This window comes from Arsenophonus endosymbiont of Bemisia tabaci Q2, from assembly GCF_902713415.1.
In the GTDB taxonomy this organism is placed as follows: Bacteria; Pseudomonadota; Gammaproteobacteria; order Enterobacterales; family Enterobacteriaceae; genus Arsenophonus.
Genome location: NZ_CACTIE010000104.1, coordinates 1 through 23,767 on the forward strand (window position 1 = coordinate 1; position 23,767 = coordinate 23,767).

The window sequence follows — 23,767 nt, forward strand, 5'->3', positions numbered from 1 at the left end:
CTCAACCCTTCTTCTTCCATCGTAAATATCACTTTACGTCTAAAATCAATTGAATAGCTTATATAAATAATGTCATCAAAATTAAGTCGCTTAGCTATAATGATTACGTCAAATTTTTCCACAAAGTTTCTCTTTTATCTGAAAAGATATTTATTAATAATACAAATAGCGCGTTTTTTTATTAAATAGCGTAAAATATTTATTACGATTTAAATTTGTGTGGATAAATGTTAGTAAGCACTATAAATCTAGATATTCTTTATTTTATTAACTTAATGAAAGTAAAGGATATTTTTTTATTTTTTTTTTGTTAATTAAAATCAAAAAAGATGTAGATTTTGCTTCCACCGCTAACGTTTATCAGTGATAATGCATTGAGTTCATATTCAACAAATTGGCTTAAGGTTTATGCTACATTTATTTACTGATTTGGATTTTTACACCGGTCTGTTATTAATACTAGCGCTATTATTTGTGCTATTTTACGAAGCAATTAATGGTTTCCATGATACCGCAAATGCAGTAGCAACGGTTATCTATACTCGAGCAATGCGAGCTCAATTTGCGGTTTTTATGGCTGGTGTTTTTAACTTTTTTGGTGTTATTTTAGCTGGCTTGAGTGTTGCTTATGCTATTGTGCATTTGTTGCCAACAGATCTTCTCTTGAATGTAAGTTCTGCTCATGGCCTGGCAATGGTTTTTTCCATGCTATTGGCGGCCATTATTTGGAATTTGGGTACCTGGTATTCGGGGCTACCGGCTTCTAGTTCACATACATTAATAGGTGCCATTATTGGTGTTGCTTTAACCAATGCATTAGTGACCGACTCCTCTATAGTGGATGCATTGAACATCCCAAAAGTTACTGAAATTTTTCTTTCCCTTATCCTTTCTCCTGCTATTGGTTTTGTTATAGCTGGATTGCTAATTTTCTTTTTACGCCGTTATTGGAGTGGTACGAAAAAACGTCGTCGTATTCATTTAACACCAACTGAGCGAGAGAAGAAAGATGGTAAAAGAAAACCCCCTTTTTGGATACGTACTGCATTGATTTTATCTGCCGTTGGTGTCAGTTTTTCTCATGGTGCTAATGATGGTCAGAAGGGTATTGGTCTTATTATGCTGGTGTTAATTGGAGTGGCGCCTGCCGGCTTTGTGCTTAATATGAATGCCAGTGGTTATGATATAACTCGTACCCATGACGCGATAGTGCATCTACAACATTATTATGAAGAGCATCAGTCAACGGTAAAACATATTGTTAATAAGTCACAACATGAGTCGGAATTGGAAATTTTAGATGAGAAATTCCATTGTGATAATTCACGTCCTATTACTGTGCTAAAACAGACATCACTGATGTTGACGGATATTCAAAGTTATTCAGCACTAAAACCTGAAAAACGTAATCAAATGCGCCGATTATTAATGTGTTTATCTGATACAGCATTAGATGTAGCTAAACTACCAGAGACGTCCTCTTCGGATGCTCGTTTTCTACGTAATTTGAGTAACGATTTACTTAATACAGTGGAGTATGCGCCACTGTGGATTATTATTGCCGTTGCTTTGGCGCTTTCTGTCGGTACTATGATTGGTTGGCAACGTGTTGCTATAACGATTGGTGAAAAAATTGGTAAAAAAGGTATGACTTATGCGCAAGGTGTTTCTGCTCAAGTTACTGCGGCAGTTTCCATTGGTGTTGCAAGTTATACAGGTATGCCTGTATCAACAACACAAGTTTTATCTTCTGCGGTAGCCGGTACAATGGTTGTTGATGGTGGTGGTGTACAAGCGAAAACAATTAAAAATATATTACTGGCTTGGTTATTTACATTACCTATTTCAATTATACTTTCTGGTTTTTTTTATTGGATATCATTAAAATTTATATAGACATATCAGATAAACTATATATCACAAAAAATAGTGATGCTTAATTTGGACATCGCTATTTTTTTCATTAAATAATATATTATCTATATCATTTAAATATTACTTGAGCCCATTAAGATCACCAAATGTTCCATATTAAACTTATAAAAACAATAATACTTAATCCACTAATTAACATGAATTGTTTGCGAATACGTTCACAACGTAAAATAACTTCGGGATCGTGATGATTAATCTATTGTTGAGTATTAATATAACGGATTAGTTTTATATGCTTAGTTCATTGGCGATGGGCGATAAAGAATCCGTTGCCATCAACAGATTGATGGAGAAAAGGATTAGATTTCCGCAAAATAAAAAGTAATACTCGGATTGAAGAAAAATATCGCATCATATTTATGATGCACAGTATACATAATCCCCAAAACCATACATGCATATTAAGATAATGACCTCAAAAAATACAGATTTAGCCACTGATATTGTTTTTAGCAAGTGCAAAAGAAGATATTTGCTTATCAGTTGCCGGTTTATTTTAATTGTAGAATAATTTAACAACTTCACAAAATGACTCATTGGGATTATTTTTATCAGTTTAATTTTTATGATGATATTTTTTAACAAATAATTGATATCTTCAACACTATGATTTTTATGCTAAATTATGGAAAATTTAACTAATTTGGTTTATGCTAATTACTCTGAAGATATCTATTTTTCATAATTTATGGGTTTAATTTTTATTAAACTGTCAGGTTTGATCGCTAAGTATTTATCATAAAAACAGGTGTTCTTTTTTAAGAGCTACGTTTGAAAGGAGTTAGATATGGCTTACAAACATATTCTTGTTACAGTTTATTTATCCCCAGAAAGTAAAGTTTTGGTGGATAAAGCTGTCTCCATGGCAAAACCTTATAATGCAAAAGTTTCTTTAATTCATGTTGATGTAAATTATTCTGATCTTTATACCGGCTTGATTGATGTAAATCTTGGTGATATGGAGCAGCGTATCACTAAGGAAACTCACCATGCATTGACTAAATTAGCCAAAGAAGCTAATTATAAGATTGAAAAAGAATTGAGTGGCCGAGGTGATCTTGGGCAGGTTTTGGTTGATGCAATCAAGGAATACAAGGTAGATTTAGTTGTTTTTGGTCATCATCAAGATTTCTGGAATAAGTTAATGTCTTCCGCTCGCCAGCTGATTAATACTGTTCATGTTGATATGTTAATTGTGCCATTAAAAGATAGTGATTGATAATATTTATTGGTAAATCAATTTTTTTAATACAAGTAGTTGATTATTTAAGTGTTTTTTATTAATTTTCGATAAATTAAATCGACTTATATTTTGCCAGAAAGTGTAATTAAGACACAAAAAATTTCATTAAAAATAGAGATAAATTAGTGATATATTGAATAATTAAATTCACACCTAGCAGGTCATTCTGCAAAAATAAATGTTAATAAGTATGAAAGTGTCTTAATTTATCTTTTAATCTAAGGAATTTTGTATGAAAGATGGTTTATCTTTAGAGACATTCCTAACACTAATTCAATCACGTTATGCTCATAAACCTGAATTCTTACAAGCTGTGCGTGAAGTTTTTACTTCACTGGCACCGTTTTTACGTGATAATCCTCAATATTCTGAACAGGCATTACTGCAAAGAATAGTAGAGCCTGAAAGGGTGATTCAGTTTCGTGTTTGTTGGGTAGATGATAAGGGAAATGTTCAAGTTAATCGAGCCTGGCGGGTACAATTTAATTCGGCAATTGGCCCTTTTAAAGGTGGAATGCGTTTTCATCCTTCAGTTAATTTATCAATTTTAAAATTTCTCGGCTTTGAACAAACTTTTAAAAATGCGTTAACTACTTTACCTATGGGTGGCGGTAAGGGTGGCTCAGATTTTGATCCTAAAGGAAAAAGCCAGGCAGAAGTTATGCGTTTTTGTCAGGCATTGATAACAGAGCTTTTCCGACATTTAGGTCTTTATACCGATGTTCCTGCTGGAGATATTGGCGTGGGTGGGCGTGAAGTCGGTTTTATGGTAGGTATGATGAAGAAACTGTCTAACAACACTTCTTGTGTTTTTACCGGTAAAGGCTTGTCTTTTGGTGGTAGCTTCATTCGACCTCAAGCGAACGGTTATGGTTTGGTCTATTTTACTGATGCGATGTTAAAACATCATGGTTTAGCGTTTGAAGGAAAACGCGTATCCGTTTCTGGCTCAGGAAATGTTGCTCAGTATGCTATTGAGAAATGTATGTCTTTAGGCGCTAAGGTTGTTACCGCTTCCGATTCAAATGGAACCGTTGTTGATAAAGCAGGTTTTACAGACGAAAAACTTAAACGATTGGAAGCAATTAAAAATCAATATGCTCCTGTTGAGTCATATGCAGAAGAGTTTGGTTTGACTTATCTTAAAGGAAAAAACCCTGGTCGGTGCCAGTAGATATTGCCTTACCTTGCGCCACTCAAAATGAACTTGATATAGAAGATGCGAAAATTTTAATTAAAAATGGTGTTCAATCGGTTGCTGAAGGTGCAAGTATGCCGACAACAATTGAAGCTACTGAAGCGTTTATTGAGGCTGATGTTCTGTTTGGACCGGGAAAAGCGGCCAATGCCGGAGGGGTTGCAACATCAGGTTTGGAAATGGCACAAAATGCGGCGCATTTGAGTTGGACAGCAGAAAAAATCAATAGCCGCTTGAAACATATTATGTTAGATATTCACCAGAATTGTGTGAAATATGGTGGAGAAGATAAGCAGATTAATTATGTTAAAGGCGCTAATATTGCCGGTTTTGTTAAAGTCGCCGATGCGATGTTAGCACAAGGTATCCTCTAATAAATCAATAGCGATAGGGGAAAATTAAAAACTAATTATATCGTTTAGCTAGTAAAATTCTGAATATTATTTTGCTTATTGAACATCGCCTGCAACTATCCTTTTCAGGCAATGTTGTTAGCAAAAATTTGTCGATTATTATTTATCCTATCAGCTAACCTATAGTTATATTAATCTTCATTTAGACTCATATGCAGGCGATCAATTAAAGGTTTAAACAAGTAATTTAGTAGCGACCGTTCCGCCAGTACGAATAAAAAATTCTACTGGCATTCCTGGTTTGATGGTTAACTGATTTAGGCGTTGAGGATTTTCATCATTTACTTGAACCTCTAATAAATAATAGGGCTCGCCAGTCTGTTCATTAAGTAGCCTATCAGCAGAAATCATCGTCACGTTGCCTTCCACTTTAGGAGCCGTACTTTGATTAAATGGAGTAAATTGTAACTCTATCGGTAAACCTAATTTTACTTGATCAATCAAATATACCGGAACCCGTGCATCAATCAATAGTGGTTGATCATCGAGAACAATCTCCATCATTTTTTGTCCGGCAGCGATTACGCCGCCTTCAGTAAAAATTGACATACCAATTATGGTGCCAGCAACCCGGGCACGTATTTGAGAATTACTCAGCATGAACTTTGCTTTAACGAGCTGACTGTTGGTATGATTAATCTTAGTTTGTGTGTCTGTTAGTTGGGCATGAACATCTTTTTGATATTCTTGTTGGAGTTTTTCGCTAAGCAGTTTTTGTTCTAATATTTGATGTTGGATGCGACTAATATCAACAAGTGTTTGCGCTAAATTACCATCGACTTCGGTATATTTATTTTCAGTTTCTAGTAATGTATTACGAGCAATGTAGCCGTTTTTTCTAATTCTCTCAATCCTTCTAATTGTTGCAATAACACAGTATAGCTAAGCGACTTAATTTTGATGACATTATTTATATGAGCTATTCAATTGATTTTAGACGTAAAGTGATATTGATGATGGAAGAAGAAGGGTTCAGTATCCGAGAAACAGCGAAGCAATTTCGGATTGGCTCTGCATCTGTATCGCGTTGGATTAATCAAATAGAGCCAAAAGCATCGACTACGCGTCAGCGAAAAATCGATAAATCCGAGTTAATAAAAGATGTTGAACAATATCCAGATGCTTACCAAAAAGAGCGCGCAGAGCGTTTTGGCGTTTGTCAGAAGGCCATTTGGCAAGCTCTTAAAAAAATGGGATTGACCTATAAAAAACTCTACGTCATCCGAAAGCCGACGAAAACACTCGACAAACGTTTCAACAAAAAACAACAGTATGAAAAAGAAGGCAAGGATATTGTTTTTATTGATGAAAGTGGTTTTTCACACGATACCCCGCGGAACTCACAGCTATTCCCCGAAAGGTCAACGGTGTGTTGGTCTCAAGAACTGGGGAGCTAAAGGAAGAACAAATGTTATCGCCGCTTTATTGGGCACAACGCTGTTTGCTATCGGATTATTTGATATCAATATTAACAGCGATGTTTTCTATGCATGGGTCACCCAAATCCTTATCCCAGTACTTCCTAAAAACAGTGTAATCATGATGGATAATGCAACTTTTCACAAGAAACAGAATATTCAACAAGTCATCATCGATGGAGGGCATATGGTGGAATATTTGCCTACCTATTCGCCAGATCTTAATCCAATTGAACATAAATGGGAATAAGCTAAATGCAAAAAAAGAGCGCTCGGATGCGAGAGAGAGATATTTTGTTCGCACTCAATATGGTGTAATCAAAATTAAATCGCTTAGCTATAATTATTAGCTGCAGCTAGATAACCATTCTTTTGGTGTTGACCTTGGAAAAAGTAACTTAGAACGAAGTTCAACATCAATCCATAAGCAGGGAGGAAAAATAACATACAAATAAATAACTTAAAGCTATAATCGACTAAAGCAATTTCTACCCAATTGGCCGCCATAAAAGGATCAGTGTTGTGATAAAATGCAATGAAAAAGAAAGCAATCGTATCCAGTAGATTACCGAAAAACATTGCCGTAGTCGGCGCAATCCACCAACGACGATAATTACGTAATTTATTGAACACGAAAATATCCATAATCTGACCTAAAGCGTAAGCCATAAAGCTTGCTAGCGCAATACGGGCAACAAATAGATTAAATTCATTTAGTGTGATAAACCCTTGCCATTGTCCTTGGTAAAAAAGCGCCGAAAGAATGTAGGAGACAGAAAGAGCCGGCAGCATAGTTGCAGCAATAATCCGTCCAGCGAGAGGAGCACCATAAATACGTACAGTTAGATCCGTTGTCAAAAAAATAAAAGGGAAAGTGAATGCTCCCCATGTGATATGAAAGCTAAAAATGGTAATTGGCAGTTGTACCAGATAATTACTGGAGGTAATAATCAATATATGAAAAAAGGAAAGCCAAATGAGTGCTTTGATACGCTGTTGTGGGGTCAATTCGAACATATTATACCTTTTTGGTTATAATGGGGTGAGGGAACCCATGATAATTTAATTTACGCGGTGCATTATACGCTTGAGATAAGGTAAAAGCAAAATAAATAATAAAATTTTTTTATCTATTTATATTTAATAAATGGCGGGAGAATTTATTTGATTTGTAATATAATTCGAACCTATTGAATAGGCTTTAAAACTAAATACCAATGCCAGATATTTTTACTAACCCTAACCGAACCCTTGATACACAAGGATTACGTTGTCCTGACCCAATGATGATGATAAGAAAAATGGTTCGTCAGATGGTTGAAGGTGAAACATTATTAATTATTGCGGATGATCCGGCTACCATCCGTGATATTCCTGCTTTTTGCCGTTTTATGGAACATCAATTGTTTGCTGAAAAGATTCAGCAACCTCCCTACCGTTATTTGATCCGCAAGAAAGTTAATTAATACTAAAAGTGAAACGGTGTTAAACAAAAAGTATATTGAAAAAAGAGAGATTATTGAATCATGTCTCTCTTTTTTCAAATATATAAATAATATTTAACAAAGTGTTTATTCTGGCTGGCGATCCTTCAATAAACGGAGCGCATTTGCGGTCACTAATGCAGTGGCACCGGAATCTGCTAAAATAGCCATCCATAAGCCGGTTATGCCTAATAAACTGCTCACCAGGAAGATAGCTTTTAGTCCTAACGCGATAGTAATGTTTTGACGAATATTGACTCTGGTTGCTCGTGATAACATAATGATCTCTGCTAATCCAGTTAGCCGGTTATGAGTCAATGCCGCATCAGCGGTTTCAAGAGCTACATCCGTTCCATTACCCATGGCTATGCCAACATTTGCGGCCTTCATTGCGGGAGCATCATTAATACCATCGCCAACCATCAGTGTATGGTTGGTTTTACTGAGTGCTATAATGGCATTGACTTTGTCTTCAGGTAACAGCCCTGCCCGATAATCTAAACCAACTTTTTGCGCAATTGATTCAGCTGCCAGTGGGTTATCACCCGTTAACATGACGGTTTTAATACCCAGTTTTTGCAGTTTATTAACCGCATCAATGGCATCTGAGCGTAATGTATCTTGCATAGCAATAATACCAAGTAGCTTATTATCGACTAGTACCATAACAACAGTTTTACCTTGATTTTCAAGTGTTTTTACAGTTTGCTGCCATTGTAAGGTTAATATATCGTCAGAGATTTTATTCGGTGCTGACACCAGAATATATTTATCTGCCAAATAACCTTCCACCCCAATACCAGTCAATGCTTTATGATTCTGGGCGGGTTTAACATTTATTTCTAGCGCTTGAGCCTTAGCCAAAATTGCTTTTGCTAAAGGATGGTGTGATCCGCTTTCGACTGAAGCGGTAAATTGCAATAGTGTTTCCTCGGTCACGGTTTTAGCGGTTATGATGTCAGTAACTTGTAGTTTCGATTCGGTAAGTGTACCTGTTTTATCCAGGGCAACTTGGGTGACAGAACTTAACTGCTCTAAGGCTGCGCCACCTTTAATCAGGGCTCCTCGACGGGTTGCTGCTGCCAGAGCAGAAGTAATTGCCGCTGGAGTAGAGATCACTAAAGCGCAAGGACAGCCTATTAACAACAAGGTTAGACCACGATAGATCCATATGTCCCATGATTGAGAAAAAAATAGTGGTGGAATAATAATAACCAATGTTGCGACTAACATAATAAGGGGCGTGTAAAGTTGGCTAAAACGATCAATAAACCGTTCAATTGGGGCGCGGCGCTCTTCAGCTTCTTCAATTAATATCATTATGCGATCGATCGCATTTTTTCCTTGTTCAGATATTACTTTCATTTGTATAGCGCGATCGATAGAAAGTGCGCCGGCTGATACTTTTCCCCCCGTTTTTCGTTCAATAGGGATTGATTCACCGGTTAATGCACTTTCATCAAAACTGGCAAATTCATTCACTAATTCAGCATCAGTGGGTAAACGGCCACCAGGAAAGATTTCAATGATATCGCCTGGTTGCAGTGTCGAGACAGGGACAGTTGTTTTTACACCATTTTTAATGAGTACCGCTTGTTCAGGAATAAGGGCCATTAAACTACTGATGCCGCGGCGTGCGCGTCCAGCGGCATATGACTCTAATCTTTCTCCTATCATAAACAACAGCAGTACCATCGTGGCTTCTTCGTTAGCATTAATGAATAATGCGCCTATTGCCGCAACACTCATTAATGTTTCTATTGCAAAAAAGGTACCTGAACTTATCAGTTGTATTGCTCTAACTGTAATCGGGTAGAGTCCATATAATGTTGTTAAAATAAAAGCAATTTGTCCTACTTTTACATCAATGAAGGAAATTCCCCAACTGATTAAAATAAAAAATATTAAAATAATGATAGGCTTAGATTCACTAAATGGATTATTTTTCTTCTTTTTTGTGGCTGATTCGGCGCCATTGAGGTTATATAATTTGAAGCCCGCTTGTTGCACAGCTTTGATTACATCATCACGAACATCATCATCAGCATCGACAATTAATTTTTCGGTTGTAAACAGTACCTTTACTTGTTTGACATGCTTGACCTTGCTAACGGCTATTTCAATTTTACGCGCGCAGCTTGCGCAGTCCATACCGCTTACAATCCAATGAAAGCGGTGCTTTCCTCTTGAAATAACAGCATTACTTTCCTCTGTCATAAGTGAATGTTCACTTACACAATTATGTTGATTGGTATCACTGCATGCCTGCTGATCAATAAGTTTAGTGTTACTCTTCGCAGAATGATGTTCATCATCAGCACTATTTTTTGCTGATAGCGATACGGTTTTTTTGCTATATTTGTGACCACTAACTTTTTTTTGTCGCTGCAGTGGCTATTGGTTGTACAACATTTTGCAGTATGCTTATGTTGTTGATGGGTATGCGCACACATAGTATCCCCTTTTTAATTCACTCACTTAAAATTTCGTTTCTGTGATTTACTTTACACTTTAGAGTTAACTCTAAAGTCAAACATAAAAGAGGGGATTTTTTGACAAAAAGGCTATTTAGCTGAAAAATGGTTATCAATCCAACTTATAAGTAAAGCGAACGTACAATGAAAAATTGACCAATAAAATAGCAAGCAGTAATTGTTGCTTTAGAAGCTTTAAATGGGTAAGGAAAGTTGGCGATAAGCCAAATACTGTTGGCAATAAAAAGTAAAAATGCACCTATCATAATGGAAAAATTATGTTCTCTTGCAAGACCGAAATATTGTTCACCCGCTATCCAAGTCATAATGAATGACATTGTTAGTAGCAAAATGGCCGGTGCGCGTAGTAAGCCAAGAGGTGCCCAGATTATAATTAATACTATGACACTAAGGATTAGTAGGATAGTAAGTAATGGCAAGTAGAAAGTGAAATTCATCTGCATAGCAAAACTGATGGTATAAAGTAGGTAGCTTAGAGACAACAAGAAAATAGTCGGCAATAAACGTTCCTTGGAAAGCATTTGCCAGCTGTCAGCAATTAGCATCACCAACAGACCCGCCATGATCAGATAGCCGGCAGCATCAGTAAAATCGGCACTCCAGGCCCAAAATACTAACAATAATAGCGTAACTGGGCGAAAAAGCCAGCATTGCCATTGTGGACCGCGATAGGCAGCATCAATATAAAGCCAACCAGAAAATAACACAGCAAGAAATGGCCAACTGATCATGGTTTCCCCACTAACTAAAAAGGTTAATTAGAAATTATTGATCCTATTAGAGGATAGACAATAATAGTTACTAAATATATGAATAATGAAAGCTTAGAAAATGTTGTGAATAAATCGGTTATATTCGTTATTACTACTATTATTATAGCTGGGCGACTTTAAAATGATTACAAGTAATTACTCTACATCAATAAATTTATATTGGAGAAAAACATATATTTTGTAATCAAAATTAAGTCGCTTAGCTATATCATCATTATTATGTCAGCGACGAAACGTTTTTTTGATCAACGTCGACAAGATGTCATTAATGACAATTCTCCGATTATCAGTTATCAAGTTGAGGTCATTGATAAGAAAGATATCCCTATCCTAATATGCGTTCTCGTCAACGAGAGGTTGTTACTCCGGAAACTTTTCGTTATGAAATTCATTTTCAGCGACTATCGGCTAGTGAGGTAATAAAGATTTTCCTAAAAAAGGAGAAAGAATATAATGCGATTAAAAAAGGGGATAGAGGTACGGTTTATTTATATGCATATGCAGAGAACAAGGTTTGTTCGTTTTCAAAGCAAACCCAATGCAAAATAGCTAAATTTATCAGCCAATAATGCATTGCCTTTATAATTACTTGCGATTTTTTTATAGTTAGTCAGTTTTTTGTCTTTTCTGCCAGGCTAAAAGTTGAAAAACGCCAAGATAGAAAGATTTTTATTTGCAGCCAACAAGGATGCTTTTCTGTTTTTGCAAAAGCGGCGTGCAAAAAAATGCCTTGCATGGCATGCATGAAAATCATAAATATCATTGCTACATTTATAAAATATTTTAATGGTTTTGGAAATGGATGGATTAAATTAAACAGCATAAATCCCCAAAAAAAAACATCAATAATTTTCCAGCGTTTATTAACATGATATTTTCCAACTAATTATTGATTAAGAATATAAAGACAGTAAGCGACTTGCCCAGTAACTTTTTTACGATGAAGCTACCAATTTTTAGGTAACAAGGCTAAATTAGCTTCTGCTTCTGCTTCTGCTTCTGCTTCTGCTTCTGCTTCTGCTTCTGCTTCTGCCTCAACATAGATCCAACAGTTTTCGCTTAACCAACCATTTTGTTCTAATAGCAAGGCTGTTTGTTGCAATAGATCTTTACTAAAAGGCGGATCAAAAAAAATGACATCATAGGCTGTGCCGTTCTGTGCCAGATAGTTCAATGTATCGCTATTAATCACTTGTACATTTTTTGCCTCTAATTTTAGCTAGATTGGTCACAAGTTATGTTGCGACGGAGCGCTCTAATTCAATTAAGGTAGCTGAAGGGGCATAACGAGAAAGTGCTTCAATAGCTAAAGCGCCACTACCAGCAAAACAATTAAGGCAGCGAGCCTCCTGAATAACAGGCATTAACCAATTAAATAAAGTTTCTCTGATCCTATCTGTTGTGGGGCGTAAGCCCTCACTATCAAAGACAGGTAGTTTACGACCTCGCCATTTACCAGCAATAATACGAATTTGGCGACGTCATGCAGATTGTATTTTTCTTGCCATAATTTACATAGTTTAGTCATTACAGTTTGTTAATATAGCTAAGCGTCTTAATTTTGATTACAAAATATATGTTTTTCTCCAATATAAATTTACTAATATAGAGTAATTACTTGTAATCATTTTAAAGTCGCCCAGCTATATAGATGATGATAATACCAATGTTTATCGACAGCATGTACAACATGAAAATTATGGCTAATTTAACATGAAATGGGTGTCAGATATGTGTTGCAATCAAATCAAGTGATACACTGCCATCCTATTTTTATTATTTACATTGGTAACACCATATTTTTACCGCTAGGAGTGTAATGGGAGATGGCTAAAAAGAGAAAAAAAAGTTTTTTTTCCTGGCTAGGGTTAGGATCTGAACATGAAGTGCAAAAAAGAGAGACAGAGCAACAATCTGAACCGAAAGTAGAAGACAGTTCTGAAGGGGTGACCGATGTAATAGCAACATCACAGCAGTCTGCAAAAGTAGAAAAGGTACAACCTCAAGTAGCGGAAGAAAAAAACGATCAATGTCAAACAGCAGACATGGAAGCCGCAAAAATTGTTACACCTAGTCAGCAGATAACCACTTTGCAAGACATAGACGAACAGAAAAAAGTACCGCCGATACAACAGCCAAAAAAACCGGCAAAAGAGAATTTTTTTGCACGGTTAAGACAAGGTTTATTAAAAACGCGGCAGAATATGGGAGTCGGTTTTGTTAGTTTTTTTCGTGGTAAAAAAATTGATGATGAGCTATTTGATGAGTTAGAAGAACAACTTTTAGTTGCTGATGTGGGGCTAGAAACAACACGAAAGATTATAAATAGCCTAATTACCCATGCTAATCGTAAAGAGTTGAATGATGCTGCGATGCTTTATAGCAAATTGCGCGAAGAGATGGCCAATATCTTATTTGATGTTGATAACCCATTGGTTATAAAAAATAAGCTACCTTATGTAATATTGATGGTTGGGGTTAATGGGGTCGGTAAAACGACAACAATTGGTAAGTTAGCCCGCCAATATCAGGCAGAAGGTAAATCAGTAATGCTAGCGGCTGGCGATACATTTAGGGCAGCAGCGGTTGAACAATTACAAGTTTGGGGAGAGCGTAACAATATCCCGGTTGTTGCTCAGCATACTGGCGCAGATCCTGCTTCAGTGATATTTGATGCCATTCAGTCTGCGAAAGCGAAGGGAGTCGACATATTGATTGCTGATACTGCCGGACGATTGCAAAACAAAGCGCATTTGATGGAAGAGTTGAAAAAAATTGTCCGAGTTATGCAAAAACTTGATCAACAAGCGCCTCATGAAGTGATGCTAACATTAGATGCATGTACTGGTCAAAATGCAATTAATCAGGCTAAAATTTTTCATAAGGCAGTGGGGTTAACTAGCATTATTTTAACTAAACTTGATGGTACAGCTAAAGGTGGCGTGATTTTTGCTATTGCCGATCAGTTTAAGATCCCGATTCGCTATATAGGAATTGGTGAAGGCATTGATGATCTCCGGCCATTTGTAGCTAATGATTTCATCGAGGCGCTTTTTGTCCGAGAGGATTAATATCAATGATTCTCTTTGAACATGTTAGTAAAGCTTATCGTGGTGGAAAGCAAGCACTTTAGGGCGTTGATTTTCATTTTCATCCTGGAGAAATGGCATTTCTTACTGGCCATTCGGGGGCGGGGAAAAGTACTTTATTAAAGCTAATATGTGGTATTGAACCCCCCAGTACTGGCCATATTTTGTTTGGTGGTCATCACATTAGTCGCTTAAAAAAACGGGAAGTCCCTTTTTAGGTCGGCAGATAGGTATGATCTTTCAAGATTATCATTTTTTGTTTGATAGAAACGTATATGACAATGTCTCTATGCCGCTGATTATTGCCGCGGTGCCAGCTCTGAGGATATTCGTCGTCGGGTTTCTGCTGCTTTAGAGTCGGGTTTCTGCTGCTTTAGATAAGGTGGGTTTACTTAATAGAGCGAAAAGTTATCCAATTCAATTATCAGGTGGTGAACAGCAGCGGGTAGGTATAGCTCGCGCAATTGTTATAGCTAGGCGACTTTAAAATGATTACAAGTAATTACTCTATATCAGTAAATTTATATTGGAGAAAAACATATATTTTTGTAATCAAAATTAAGACGCTTAGCTATAATAAGCCTAGTGTATTGCTAGCAGATGAGCCAACGGCTAATTTGAAGGTATTATGCGATTGTTTGAAGAATTCAATCGAGTTGGGGTAACAGTTTTGGTAGCCACTCATGATCTTGAGCTTATTGAGCGTCGTCATTATTCTATTTTCACATTAAGCGAGGGAAGAATGGTAGGAGGTCAGAATGGCTAAAAAACCTATCCATAAAATAGCCAAAGCCAACGCATTGAAAGGAGGGTGGCGAGAGCAATGGCGCTATGCTTGGTTAAATACATTAGCTTATATGTTACGCCAACCTTTAGCGACGCTTTTAACGGTGGCTGTTATTGCTATCTCGATAACGCTGCCCAGTTTTTGTTATATTGTTTGGAAAAATGTTTCACAAGCCGCGCAACAATGGTATCCCGCACCCCTATTAACCATTTATTTGGTGGATAAATCATTAGATGAAAAAGGCGCTGAACAGACAGTCGCTGGACTGAAGCAATTAGATGGTGTTAAGAGTGTTAATTACCTGTCGCGCGAAGAAGCCATGATTGAGTTTCGCAATTGGTCAGGATTTGTCACTGCGTTAGATCTATTGGAAGAAAACCCTTTACCAGGAGTAGCCATTATCACGCCTAAAATTGATTTTCAAAATTCACAATCATTGATAAACCTGCCTAATAAAGTAGGTCAATTAGCTGGAATTGAAGATGTCCGCATGGATGATAGTTGGTTTACCCGTTTAGCAGCATTAAGCGGGCTGATTAGACAAATTGCCATGGTGATTGGTATTTTAATGGTTATGGCGGTATTTTTAGTGATAGGCAATAGTATAAGACTAAATATTTTTGCCCGCAGGGATACGATTAATGTCATGAAGTTGATTGGGGCGACAGATGGTTTTATTATGCGTCCTATTTTAAATAGTCCTATTATACTGGGATTCTTTGGTGCTTTACTCTCATTAATACTTTTTGCATTATTGGTATGGCAACTGACCGGTATCGTTACACAGGTAACGGGTGTATTTGGTACTACATTTCATATTCAAGGTTTTTTATGGGATGAGGTGCTATTAGTTATACTCATTGCCGCAATGATTGGCTGGCTACAGCTCAACACTTAAGACGTTTCACGCCAGAATGATCATTATCAGCAGGAACAGTGACACGGGTAATCAATATTGAACTTTTATGCTGACATTTTGTCGAAGTTAAAAGTTCAATGTAATTAAATCAAGGCAATTTTCTTCGATACAAAGCAGTGGTAAACTACTCGATATCAGATTAATCGCTGAGCAATGGAATCTGCTAAAATATAAATTTTTATTTAGAACTAACTCTTAGTTTGTTGAATTCAAAGAGGATATAAATGACCAAAGATATGCAATCATTAGCATTAATTCCACAAGGTAGCATTGAAGCTTATGTGCGATCAGCTAATGCTTATCCGATGTTAACCGCAGAGGAAGAACAAGAATATGCAAAACGGCTGCATTATTATGGTGATTTAAATGCGGCTAAACAGCTTATACTCTCTCATTTACGTTTTGTTATTCATATCGCGCGTAATTATTCAGGTTATGGATTGCTGCAAGCGGATCTGATCCAAGAAGGTAACATCGGTCTAATGAAAGCTGTGCGTCGTTTTAATCCTGAAGTTGGCGTACGTTTAGTTTCATTTGCTGTTCATTGGATAAAAGCTGAAATTCATGAATATGTATTGCGTAATTGGCGGATAGTTAAAGTTGCCACCACTAAAGCTCAACGTAAGCTTTTTTTCAATTTGCGTAAGAATAAGAAACGTATCGGCTGGTTTAATCAAAATGAAGTCGATATGGTTGCCAAGGAGTTAGGTGTAACCAGCAAGGATGTTCGTGAGATGGAATCGCGAATGGCTGCACAATACATGGCATTCGACATGAATGACGATGATGATAATTGTGAAAATACCACTATTCCCCCCGTTTTATATTTACAGGATAAATCTTCTGATTTTGCCGATAGCATTGAGGAAGATAATTGGGAAAACCATGCTACTGATAAATTAACGCAGGCATTATCCACCTTAGATGAGCGTAGTCAGGATATTATTCGAGCGCGTTGGCTTGATGAAGAAAACAAAACCACTTTACAGGATTTAGCCGATAAATATAGTGTATCGGCTGAACGTGTTCGTCAATTAGAAAAAAATGCCATGAAAAAACTTCGGTTAGTAATGGAAGCTTAAAATAAGCCACATTCGCGTGATGTAAAAATCTAGCTGAAACTTTTGTTATGTAGCTAATTTAAACTTTGGCAATTAACTATATGAAAACTTGTTGAAAGATAGAAAGGTAATAGCAAATTTATTTTGATTGTTACCTTTTAAAATAAAAAGGTATTTACCTGTGAGGTAAGCGTTTTTTTACATGTATCTAGTGGCTTTTCTATTACTTCCCTACAATATTACCTAAATTACCTAATATTTTATCTGTCAGAGATATTCTGCGTGTGTTTATATTTAATATACACCTATCCTATTCTGATAGACTCCATCATTAATTTTTATTCTGCATCAATTGTAATATACGACCAAAGCTAAGCGAACGGGTACTAATTTTTTGCATTCCATCTTCTGGAAGATATAGCTAAGCGACTTAATTTTGATGATATTATTTATATGAACAATTCAATTGATTTTAGACGTAAAGTGATATTTACGATGGAAGAAGAAAGGTTGAGTATCCGAGAAACAGCGAAGCAATTTCGGGATTGGCTCTGCATCTGTATCGCGTTCGATTAATCAAATAGAGCCAAAAGCATCGACTACGCGTCAGCGAAAAATCGATAAATCCGAGTTGATAAAAGATGTTGAACAATATCCAGATGCTTACCAAAAAGAGAGTGCAGAGCGTTTTGGCGTTTGTCAGAAGGCCATTTGGCAAGCTCTTAAAAAAATGGGATTGACCTATAAAAAACTCTACGTCATCCGAAAGCCGACGAAAACACTCGACAAACGTTTCAACAAAAAAACAACAGTATGAAAAAGAAGGTAAGCATATTGTTTTATTGATGAAAGTGGTTTTTCACACGATACCCCGCGGACTCACGGCTATTCCCCGAAAGGTCAACGGTGTGTTGGTCTCAAGAACTCGGGAGCTAAAGGAAGAACAAATCTTATCGGCGCTTTATTGGGCACAACGCTGTTTGCTATCGGATTATTTGATATCACAATATTAATAGCGATGTTTTCTATGCATGGGTCACCCAAAGTCCTTATCCCAGTACTTCCTAAAAACAGTGTAATCATGATGGATAATGCAACTTTTCACAAGAAACAGAGTTATTCAACAAGTCATCATCGATGCGGGGCATATGGTGGAATATTTGCCTACCTATTTGCCAGATCTTAATCCAATTGAACATAAATGGGCACAAGCTAAATGCAAAAAAAGAGCGCTCGGATGGGACACAGATATTTTGTTCGCACTCAATATGGTGTAATCAAAATTAAGTCGTTTAGCTATAAAATGGCAATTTAACCACTATCATAACGACATCATAACGACATCAAACTGTTCCTGACTATACAGTGACTCAATTTGGACTTTGACAGATTTGCCAACAAAAATTTCTACTTCGGCCAATATATGAGATTCATCACCATTTAATGCTTCAACAACTGCCGCTGAAGCATAGACTAAGAAACGATTAGCATCGATAGTACGATTTATACGAACAATTCCACGTAAAATTTCATAACAGATTGTTTCTACCGATTTTACTGTTCCTCTACCTTGGCAAGTCGGGCATTCATCACATAGAACATGTTCAAGGCTCTGACGTGTTCTTTTGCGTGTCATCTCGACCAATCCTAGTTGAGAAAAACCATTAATGGTGGTTTTAACCCGATCTTTTAATAATGATTGTTCCAACGATGCCAAAACACGACGACGATGCTCAGGATCAAGCATATCAATAAAATCGATAATAATAATGCCGCCCAAGTTTCGTAACCTTAACTGCCTCGCTATAGCTTGTGACGCTTCAATATTGGTATTAAAAATGGTCTCTTCCAGATTACGGTCACCAACAAAAGCACCAGTATTAATATCAATAGTGGTCATTGCTTCAGTTTGATCAATAATGAGGTAACCACCTGATTTTAATTTAACTTTACGTTCTAAAGCACGTTGGATCTCTTTCTCAACATCATACAGATCTAATATTGGTAATGGTCCTTGATACAGTTCAAGTTTTACTGTTATTTCAGGCACATATTCATGAATAAAATCTTTTAATGAAATAAAAGTCAGATTTGAATCAACACGGATCCGATCTAATGAAGCACCGGTAAAATCACGAATGATACGATGTGCTAAAGCCAGTTCACTATAAATCTGCATGCGGGACTTATGACGTTTTTTACGTTCAACAATTTTAGCCCATAGACGCTTCAGGAAAGCGGCATCTTGAGCCAGTTCATCATCACTGATCCCTTCTGCCGCAGTACGAATAATAAAGCCACCATGCTCATCACAAAATAGCTCAACAATATTTTTCAAACGTTCTCGTTCTTCTTCACCTTCAATGCGTTGGGAAACGCCAACATAAGACGCGCACGGCATAAAAACGAGATAACGGGATGGTAATGTGATATCCGTTGTTAAACGAGCACCTTTTGTTCCTAGCGGATCTTTAACCACCTGTACCATAATATCTTGCCCTTGCCGAACCAATTCCCCGATATCACGTACATGAAAGTTTTTTTGTTCGTCGCCGGCAATGCATTCGGTATGAGGCATAATATCTGAGGCATGAAGAAAAGCCGATTTTTCCAAGCCAATATCAACAAAGGCCGCCTGCATACCAGGCAAGACTCGACTCACACGACCTTTGTAAATATTACCTACAATGCCTCTTTTAGCTTCACGTTCAATATGAATTTCTTGTAACACGCCACCATCAATATAAGCCACCCGTGTTTCAGAGGGGGTTACATTGACTAATAGTTCAGCTACCATAGCTCTCATTCCTATTATTTAACGCTTATTTAACGCTTATTTAACGCCAGAAACTTTGGTCAATAATTCATCTGTTTCAACTAACGGTAACCCTACTACAGCGTGATAACTTCAGAAAATCCGCTTAACAAGACAGCCACCTTTACTCTGGATAGCATAATCTCCTGCCTTATCCATCGGCTCACCCGACAAGATATATTGATCGATTTCTTTATTTGTTAATTGCCGCAATGTCACTTTGGTGACAATTAAATCATACAATGTATTTCGCTTATCTGAGAACGCGATTGCATTCATCACCTGGTGTGTTTTACCTGAAAGTTGTCTTAATATATGCATATATGCGCAGCATGGTTTTTATCTTTAGGCTTACCCAAAATATTTCCGTAACTTACGACAATAGTATCCGCACCCAACACTGGGTAGGGTTTTTCTGTCATATCAACACCCGCCTGAGATTTTTCACATGCTAAGTAAATAACATACTCACAGGCTGTCTCTCCTTCGTAACATAATTCAGATATATCAGGGAGAATAATGTCAAATAATCATCCTAGCTGCTGAATTAACTTACGCCTTCTTGGTGAAGCTGACGCTAAATAAATTCTATTTATCATAGAAAAAACTCTCAGAAAAAATAGACAGTTGGCTGGCTATTTTTAACGAACTAAAAACTGGCGTCGAACTTTGCGCAATAATAAAAACATCCAAGGCCACAAGATGGCATTAATCAAACAATTCCAGAATACTTTGGGATGAAATAATACTAGAGAGGAAAGAAACTCCGCCCAGAAGATCGTAAAATTCATAACCACAGATAATCCAGCAATAACAAGGGATTGTTTCCACAGTCCCATATTACGAAGAAGCTGATGTTTATACGATACTAAATAACAAATTATACTATAAGCTAATGCATCTACACCAAGAGCTGAACCTTGGATCAGATCCATAAAGATCCCCAAAAAAAATCCTGTGCCTACACTAACTCGATGCGGCAAAGCCATAACCCAATAAATTAAAATTAATGCTAACCATGTGGGGCGATAATAAATAAACTGCTCAGGCCAGGGCACTTGCTCTAGGATTATTGCAATTAAAAAGGACAGCCAAATGATCCACCGCCCATTTCCACGGTATTGATCCATTTTATGTTTCCTTTAGTTGCCTTGATTTCACGGTAGCAATTCCTACTGAGCGACCAAAGGAGATTGCTCGACATTTTTTTTCATTTCTGTTGACGGTAGCTGTGGCCCTTGAAGCTCGTTTGGGCCAGGAAATACCTGGGGCAGAATCTTCATTAAACGTTCATTTGCTGCGCGATATACTTCTGATGGAGGTAAAGGATGAGAAGGATCGCTAGAGTTTCCCCATAGCAATAAAAGATAGCGTAGTCTTTGTAAATCTGCGGTAGGCCGTCGTGCATGGATAATCGTATAAGCGCGCTGGGTATCATGTTTTACGGAAGAAACAGTCGCAACCGGGTAACCTTCAGGAAAACGCCCGCCTAAACCAGAAGTAACTATTACATCACCAATACGTATATCAATATTATCTGGTAAAGGTTCAAGTTGAAGATCATCACTACATCCTGTACCCACTGCAATAACCCGAATATCATTACGTAATACTTGTATAGGTAATGCATGCGTTGTGTCGCAAATCAGTAAAACACGACTATTAAACTGGCTCACTGCGATAACCTGTCCAACAACACCTTTATCACTAATAACAGGCTGGCCTTCATAAACACCATCATGTAAACCTTTATCAATCACAATTTGATCTCGATAAGGTGTATTCGCACCTGAAAGCACTTGAGTAACCATCATGTGTTCATCCTGACGTAGAGGTGAACCCAATAGCTCACGTAATCTAGCGTTTTCCTGTTTAAGTTGTTCAAGTAATAAATTATCTGCTTTTTTTAATAAAACCTCTTTCTTCAATGCCTTATTTTCAAAAAGAAGTTGATCTCTTCTTGCCAATGCATCTGAAATATTATCAAGCAGTTCTCGCGGACCATTTGCCAAAAAATAAAAAGGACTAAGAGCCGTATTTAAATAACTACGTATTTTATTAAAAGTATCAAATTGACGATCAAAAGCAACCAACGCGATTGCAACAACGATCGCAATAATAATACGTAATTGTAGGGATGGCCCTCGACTAAAGATCGGCTTCATGAGTTATTTTGATAAAAATAAATAAACGTTAAACATTAACATCGCTATACGCTATACATAAAGTAAGGAGGAGCGCCATCCTTAAGTTCCTCCTTTATTGGTTAACGTCTAGTCATCACTAAACAGATCACCACCATGCATGTCGATCATTTCTAATGCCTTACCACCACCACGTGCAACACAAGTTAGCGGTTCTTCAGCAACAATAACGGGAATGCCTGCTTCTTCCATTAATAGACGATCCAAATTACGCAACAACGCGCCACCACCAGTTAACACCATACCTCGTTCAGAGATATCAGAAGCTAATTCTGGTGGACATTTTTCCAAGGCCAACATAACGGCACTAACAATACCAGTTAAAGGCTCCTGTAATGCCTCAAGTATCTCATTAGAATTAAGTGTAAAACCACGTGGTACGCCTTCAGCCAAATTACGGCCGCGCACTTCAATTTCGTAAACTTGATCTGTAGGATAGGCCGAACCGATTTCATGTTTAATCCGCTCAGCAGTAGCTTCACCGATTAATGAACCATAATTACGACGAACATAATTAATGATTGCTTCATCAAACCGGTCACCCCCGATACGTACCGATGACGAATAAACAACACCATTTAATGAAATAACACCAACTTCTGTCGTTCCACCACCAATATCAACCACCATTGAACCCGTTGCTTCGGAAACAGGCAAACCAGCACCAATTGCAGCCGACATGGGTTCTTCAATTAAGAAAACCTGACGAGCGCCAGCACTCAGCGCCGACTCTCGGATTGCACGACGTTCTACCTGGGTCGCACCAACAGGTACACAAACTAAGACGCGTGGACTTGGACGCATAAAGCTATTGCTATGAACTTGTTTGATAAAATACTGTAACATTTTTTCAGTAACATAAAAATCAGCAATCACGCCATCTTTCATTGGACGAATAGCCGCGATATTACCTGGCGTCCGGCCTAGCATCTGTTTTGCTTCATGACCTACAGCAGCAACGCTCTTAGGTGAGCCTGCGCGATCTTGACGAATAGCGACAACTGACGGTTCGTCTAACACAATACCTTGTCCTTTGACATAGATGAGAGTATTGGCGGTACCCAAATCAATAGACAAGTCGTTGGAAAACATGCCACGAATTTTTTTAAACATAACGAAAGGATAATCCTGCAAGCTGGAAACGAATGAAAATCTGTCTACTTTACCAACCACATGAAGCGACGACAAGGAGTTAATTAAATCGCTTCAATAAAAAGTGGCTAATTTTTTTACAATACAAAAAACCACTACTACTGCTTATTCTCTATAATCAATTACAGTATAAAGTAAAAAATACCCCCATAAAAATAACTTAATTCATTTAATATAAAACTTTCTAACAAGAAAATTAAGCATTAAAAGCCAGTATAAAATCGATCGATGACACACTTTTACCCTCTGATGACGTTACCGTAGATATTTATTGGTCTACACTAAACTACAAAGATGCTTTAGCTATTACTGGTAAAGGAAAAATTATCCGCCAATTCCCGATGGTACCAGGCATCGATTTTGCTGGTATCATTAAGTCTTCAACAGATGCAAAATTTCAAGTCGGCCAACAAGTTTTACTGACCCGTTGGGGTGTTGGTGAAAACCATTGGGGGGATTAGCAGAACAAGCGGGAGTTCCAGCCAAATGGTTAACAGCTATTCCTGACAAAATGACTATGCGACAAGCGATGATAATCGGCACCGCTGGTTTTACCGCTATGCTCTGTTATAATGCCGTTGGAAGAAAACGGCGTAATTATTGATAAAGGCAACATTGTTGATAAAGGCAACAATGTTGTGACAGAAGCCAGTGGTGGTGTAGGTGTGTAGGTATAGTTAAACGTCTTAATTTTGATTACAAAATATATGTTTTTCTCCAATATAAATTTACTGATATAGAGTAATTACTTGTAATCATTTTAAAGTCGCCCAGCTATAGT

At 37.3% G+C, this 23,767-nt stretch carries 21 protein-coding genes and 9 pseudogenes; 17 read left to right on the forward strand and 13 right to left on the reverse strand.

The features are described from left to right. The first annotated feature begins 408 nt into the window (after window positions 1-408). A complete protein-coding gene (gene pitA, locus ARSQ2_RS05865) occupies window positions 409-1,896 on the forward strand; it encodes an inorganic phosphate transporter PitA (protein ID WP_181994687.1) in 1,488 nt (495 codons plus the stop codon). A gap of 118 nt (window positions 1,897-2,014) precedes the next feature. On the opposite strand, the pseudogene uspB reads toward pitA, so the two are convergent. Beyond that, a pseudogene (uspB, locus tag ARSQ2_RS05870) lies at window positions 2,015-2,335 on the reverse strand (universal stress protein UspB). A 387-nt stretch (window positions 2,336-2,722) separates the two neighbouring features. Between uspB and uspA the strand changes: the two are divergent. Both uspA and gdhA read left to right on the forward strand, forming a co-directional pair. Beyond that, window positions 2,723-3,154, forward strand: a complete 432-nt coding sequence (gene uspA, locus ARSQ2_RS05875) for a universal stress protein UspA (RefSeq protein WP_181994688.1) — start codon at window positions 2,723-2,725, stop codon at window positions 3,152-3,154. A gap of 256 nt (window positions 3,155-3,410) precedes the next feature. Further along, a pseudogene (gene gdhA, locus ARSQ2_RS05880) lies at window positions 3,411-4,750 on the forward strand (NADP-specific glutamate dehydrogenase). Window positions 4,751-4,963: 213 nt separating this feature from the next. On the opposite strand, the gene ARSQ2_RS05885 reads toward gdhA, so the two are convergent. Beyond that, a complete protein-coding gene (locus ARSQ2_RS05885; RefSeq protein WP_181994689.1) occupies window positions 4,964-5,389 on the reverse strand; it encodes a beta-barrel domain-containing protein in 426 nt (141 codons plus the stop codon). A gap of 15 nt (window positions 5,390-5,404) precedes the next feature. Further along, window positions 5,405-5,659, reverse strand: a pseudogene (locus tag ARSQ2_RS15245) (hypothetical protein); the annotation flags it as partial. 44 nt (window positions 5,660-5,703) lie between these two features. On the opposite strand from ARSQ2_RS15245, the gene ARSQ2_RS11920 reads away from it, so the two are divergent. Both ARSQ2_RS11920 and ARSQ2_RS05895 read left to right on the forward strand, forming a co-directional pair. Next, the gene (locus tag ARSQ2_RS11920) at window positions 5,704-6,186 is read left to right on the forward strand and encodes an IS630 transposase-related protein (RefSeq protein ID WP_202880385.1); all 483 of its coding nucleotides are present in this window, start codon (window positions 5,704-5,706) and stop codon (window positions 6,184-6,186) included. Then, a complete protein-coding gene (locus tag ARSQ2_RS05895) occupies window positions 6,095-6,457 on the forward strand; it encodes a transposase (protein WP_238334342.1) in 363 nt (120 codons plus the stop codon). The genes ARSQ2_RS11920 and ARSQ2_RS05895 overlap by 92 nt, the downstream gene beginning before the upstream one ends. Window positions 6,458-6,540: 83 nt before the next feature. Here ARSQ2_RS05895 and ARSQ2_RS05900 read toward each other — a convergent pair whose 3' ends face one another. Then, complete coding sequence (locus tag ARSQ2_RS05900) at window positions 6,541-7,224, reverse strand: 7-cyano-7-deazaguanine/7-aminomethyl-7-deazaguanine transporter (protein ID WP_181994691.1); 684 nt, start codon at window positions 7,222-7,224, stop codon at window positions 6,541-6,543. 200 nt (window positions 7,225-7,424) lie between these two features. On the opposite strand from ARSQ2_RS05900, the gene tusA reads away from it, so the two are divergent. Next, the gene (tusA, locus tag ARSQ2_RS05905) at window positions 7,425-7,673 is read left to right on the forward strand and encodes a sulfurtransferase TusA (RefSeq protein ID WP_181994692.1); all 249 of its coding nucleotides are present in this window, start codon (window positions 7,425-7,427) and stop codon (window positions 7,671-7,673) included. A 105-nt stretch (window positions 7,674-7,778) separates the two neighbouring features. Here the strand turns inward: tusA and ARSQ2_RS05910 are convergent, their stop codons facing one another. Further along, a complete protein-coding gene (locus ARSQ2_RS05910) occupies window positions 7,779-10,082 on the reverse strand; it encodes a zinc/cadmium/mercury/lead-transporting ATPase (RefSeq protein ID WP_420837743.1) in 2,304 nt (767 codons plus the stop codon). A gap of 205 nt (window positions 10,083-10,287) precedes the next feature. Next, a complete protein-coding gene (locus tag ARSQ2_RS05915; RefSeq protein WP_181994693.1) occupies window positions 10,288-10,917 on the reverse strand; it encodes a lysoplasmalogenase in 630 nt (209 codons plus the stop codon). Window positions 10,918-11,118: 201 nt separating this feature from the next. Here ARSQ2_RS05915 and ARSQ2_RS12675 point away from each other — a divergent pair, with 201 nt between their 5' ends. Then, the gene (locus tag ARSQ2_RS12675) at window positions 11,119-11,379 is read left to right on the forward strand and encodes a DUF2500 domain-containing protein (protein WP_238334341.1); all 261 of its coding nucleotides are present in this window, start codon (window positions 11,119-11,121) and stop codon (window positions 11,377-11,379) included. A gap of 190 nt (window positions 11,380-11,569) precedes the next feature. Here the strand turns inward: ARSQ2_RS12675 and ARSQ2_RS05925 are convergent, their stop codons facing one another. Both ARSQ2_RS05925 and rsmD read right to left on the reverse strand, forming a co-directional pair. After that, window positions 11,570-11,782 (reverse strand): DUF1145 domain-containing protein, encoded by a 213-nt coding sequence (locus tag ARSQ2_RS05925; protein ID WP_338078258.1) that lies wholly within the window; start codon window positions 11,780-11,782, stop codon window positions 11,570-11,572. Window positions 11,783-11,905: 123 nt separating this feature from the next. Next, window positions 11,906-12,431, reverse strand: a pseudogene (gene rsmD / locus ARSQ2_RS05930) (16S rRNA (guanine(966)-N(2))-methyltransferase RsmD). A 354-nt stretch (window positions 12,432-12,785) separates the two neighbouring features. Between rsmD and ftsY the strand changes: the two are divergent. The 9 genes and pseudogenes from ftsY to ARSQ2_RS12680 all read left to right on the forward strand — a co-directional run bounded on the left by ftsY (window position 12,786) and on the right by ARSQ2_RS12680 (window position 18,092). Beyond that, the gene (gene ftsY / locus ARSQ2_RS05935; RefSeq protein WP_181994694.1) at window positions 12,786-14,030 is read left to right on the forward strand and encodes a signal recognition particle-docking protein FtsY; all 1,245 of its coding nucleotides are present in this window, start codon (window positions 12,786-12,788) and stop codon (window positions 14,028-14,030) included. Window positions 14,031-14,035: 5 nt separating this feature from the next. Beyond that, a pseudogene (locus ARSQ2_RS05940) lies at window positions 14,036-14,520 on the forward strand (ATP-binding cassette domain-containing protein); the annotation flags it as partial. Window positions 14,521-14,626: 106 nt separating this feature from the next. Beyond that, window positions 14,627-14,814, forward strand: a pseudogene (locus ARSQ2_RS05945) (cell division protein FtsE); the annotation flags it as partial. Continuing rightward, window positions 14,807-15,753: pseudogene (gene ftsX / locus ARSQ2_RS05950) on the forward strand (permease-like cell division protein FtsX). The pseudogenes ARSQ2_RS05945 and ftsX, both read left to right, overlap by 8 nt. 225 nt (window positions 15,754-15,978) lie before the next feature. Further along, a complete protein-coding gene (gene rpoH / locus ARSQ2_RS05955) occupies window positions 15,979-16,836 on the forward strand; it encodes an RNA polymerase sigma factor RpoH (RefSeq protein WP_181994696.1) in 858 nt (285 codons plus the stop codon). A gap of 432 nt (window positions 16,837-17,268) precedes the next feature. Then, window positions 17,269-17,391, forward strand: coding sequence for a hypothetical protein (locus ARSQ2_RS13690; protein ID WP_255487576.1), 123 nt, complete (start codon window positions 17,269-17,271; stop codon window positions 17,389-17,391). A 4-nt stretch (window positions 17,392-17,395) separates the two neighbouring features. Further along, window positions 17,396-17,632, forward strand: a complete 237-nt coding sequence (locus tag ARSQ2_RS05960; RefSeq protein WP_238334343.1) for an IS630 transposase-related protein — start codon at window positions 17,396-17,398, stop codon at window positions 17,630-17,632. 24 nt (window positions 17,633-17,656) lie between these two features. Beyond that, a complete protein-coding gene (locus tag ARSQ2_RS05965) occupies window positions 17,657-18,001 on the forward strand; it encodes a transposase (protein WP_255487582.1) in 345 nt (114 codons plus the stop codon). Beyond that, on the forward strand, window positions 17,964-18,092 hold the full coding sequence (locus ARSQ2_RS12680; protein ID WP_238334344.1) for a transposase: 129 nt from the start codon (window positions 17,964-17,966) through the stop codon (window positions 18,090-18,092). The genes ARSQ2_RS05965 and ARSQ2_RS12680 overlap by 38 nt, the downstream gene beginning before the upstream one ends. A 44-nt stretch (window positions 18,093-18,136) precedes the next feature. Here the strand turns inward: ARSQ2_RS12680 and rng are convergent, their stop codons facing one another. The 5 genes and pseudogenes from rng to ARSQ2_RS05990 form a co-directional block, all read right to left on the reverse strand. Continuing rightward, the gene (gene rng, locus ARSQ2_RS05970; RefSeq protein ID WP_181994701.1) at window positions 18,137-19,612 is read right to left on the reverse strand and encodes a ribonuclease G; all 1,476 of its coding nucleotides are present in this window, start codon (window positions 19,610-19,612) and stop codon (window positions 18,137-18,139) included. 36 nt (window positions 19,613-19,648) lie between these two features. Next, a pseudogene (locus ARSQ2_RS05975) lies at window positions 19,649-20,151 on the reverse strand (Maf family protein). A 120-nt stretch (window positions 20,152-20,271) separates the two neighbouring features. Beyond that, on the reverse strand, window positions 20,272-20,760 hold the full coding sequence (gene mreD, locus ARSQ2_RS05980) for a rod shape-determining protein MreD (protein ID WP_181994697.1): 489 nt from the start codon (window positions 20,758-20,760) through the stop codon (window positions 20,272-20,274). Window positions 20,761-20,802: 42 nt separating this feature from the next. Beyond that, window positions 20,803-21,795 carry a rod shape-determining protein MreC gene (mreC, locus tag ARSQ2_RS05985; protein WP_181994698.1) on the reverse strand — a complete coding sequence of 331 codons (993 nt, stop codon included), beginning with the start codon at window positions 21,793-21,795 and terminating at the stop codon, window positions 20,803-20,805. Between the two features lie 108 nt (window positions 21,796-21,903). Next, the gene (locus ARSQ2_RS05990; RefSeq protein ID WP_181994702.1) at window positions 21,904-22,947 is read right to left on the reverse strand and encodes a rod shape-determining protein; all 1,044 of its coding nucleotides are present in this window, start codon (window positions 22,945-22,947) and stop codon (window positions 21,904-21,906) included. A gap of 254 nt (window positions 22,948-23,201) precedes the next feature. Here ARSQ2_RS05990 and ARSQ2_RS05995 point away from each other — a divergent pair. After that, window positions 23,202-23,651, forward strand: a pseudogene (locus tag ARSQ2_RS05995) (alcohol dehydrogenase catalytic domain-containing protein); the annotation flags it as partial. Window positions 23,652-23,767 lie beyond the last annotated feature (116 nt).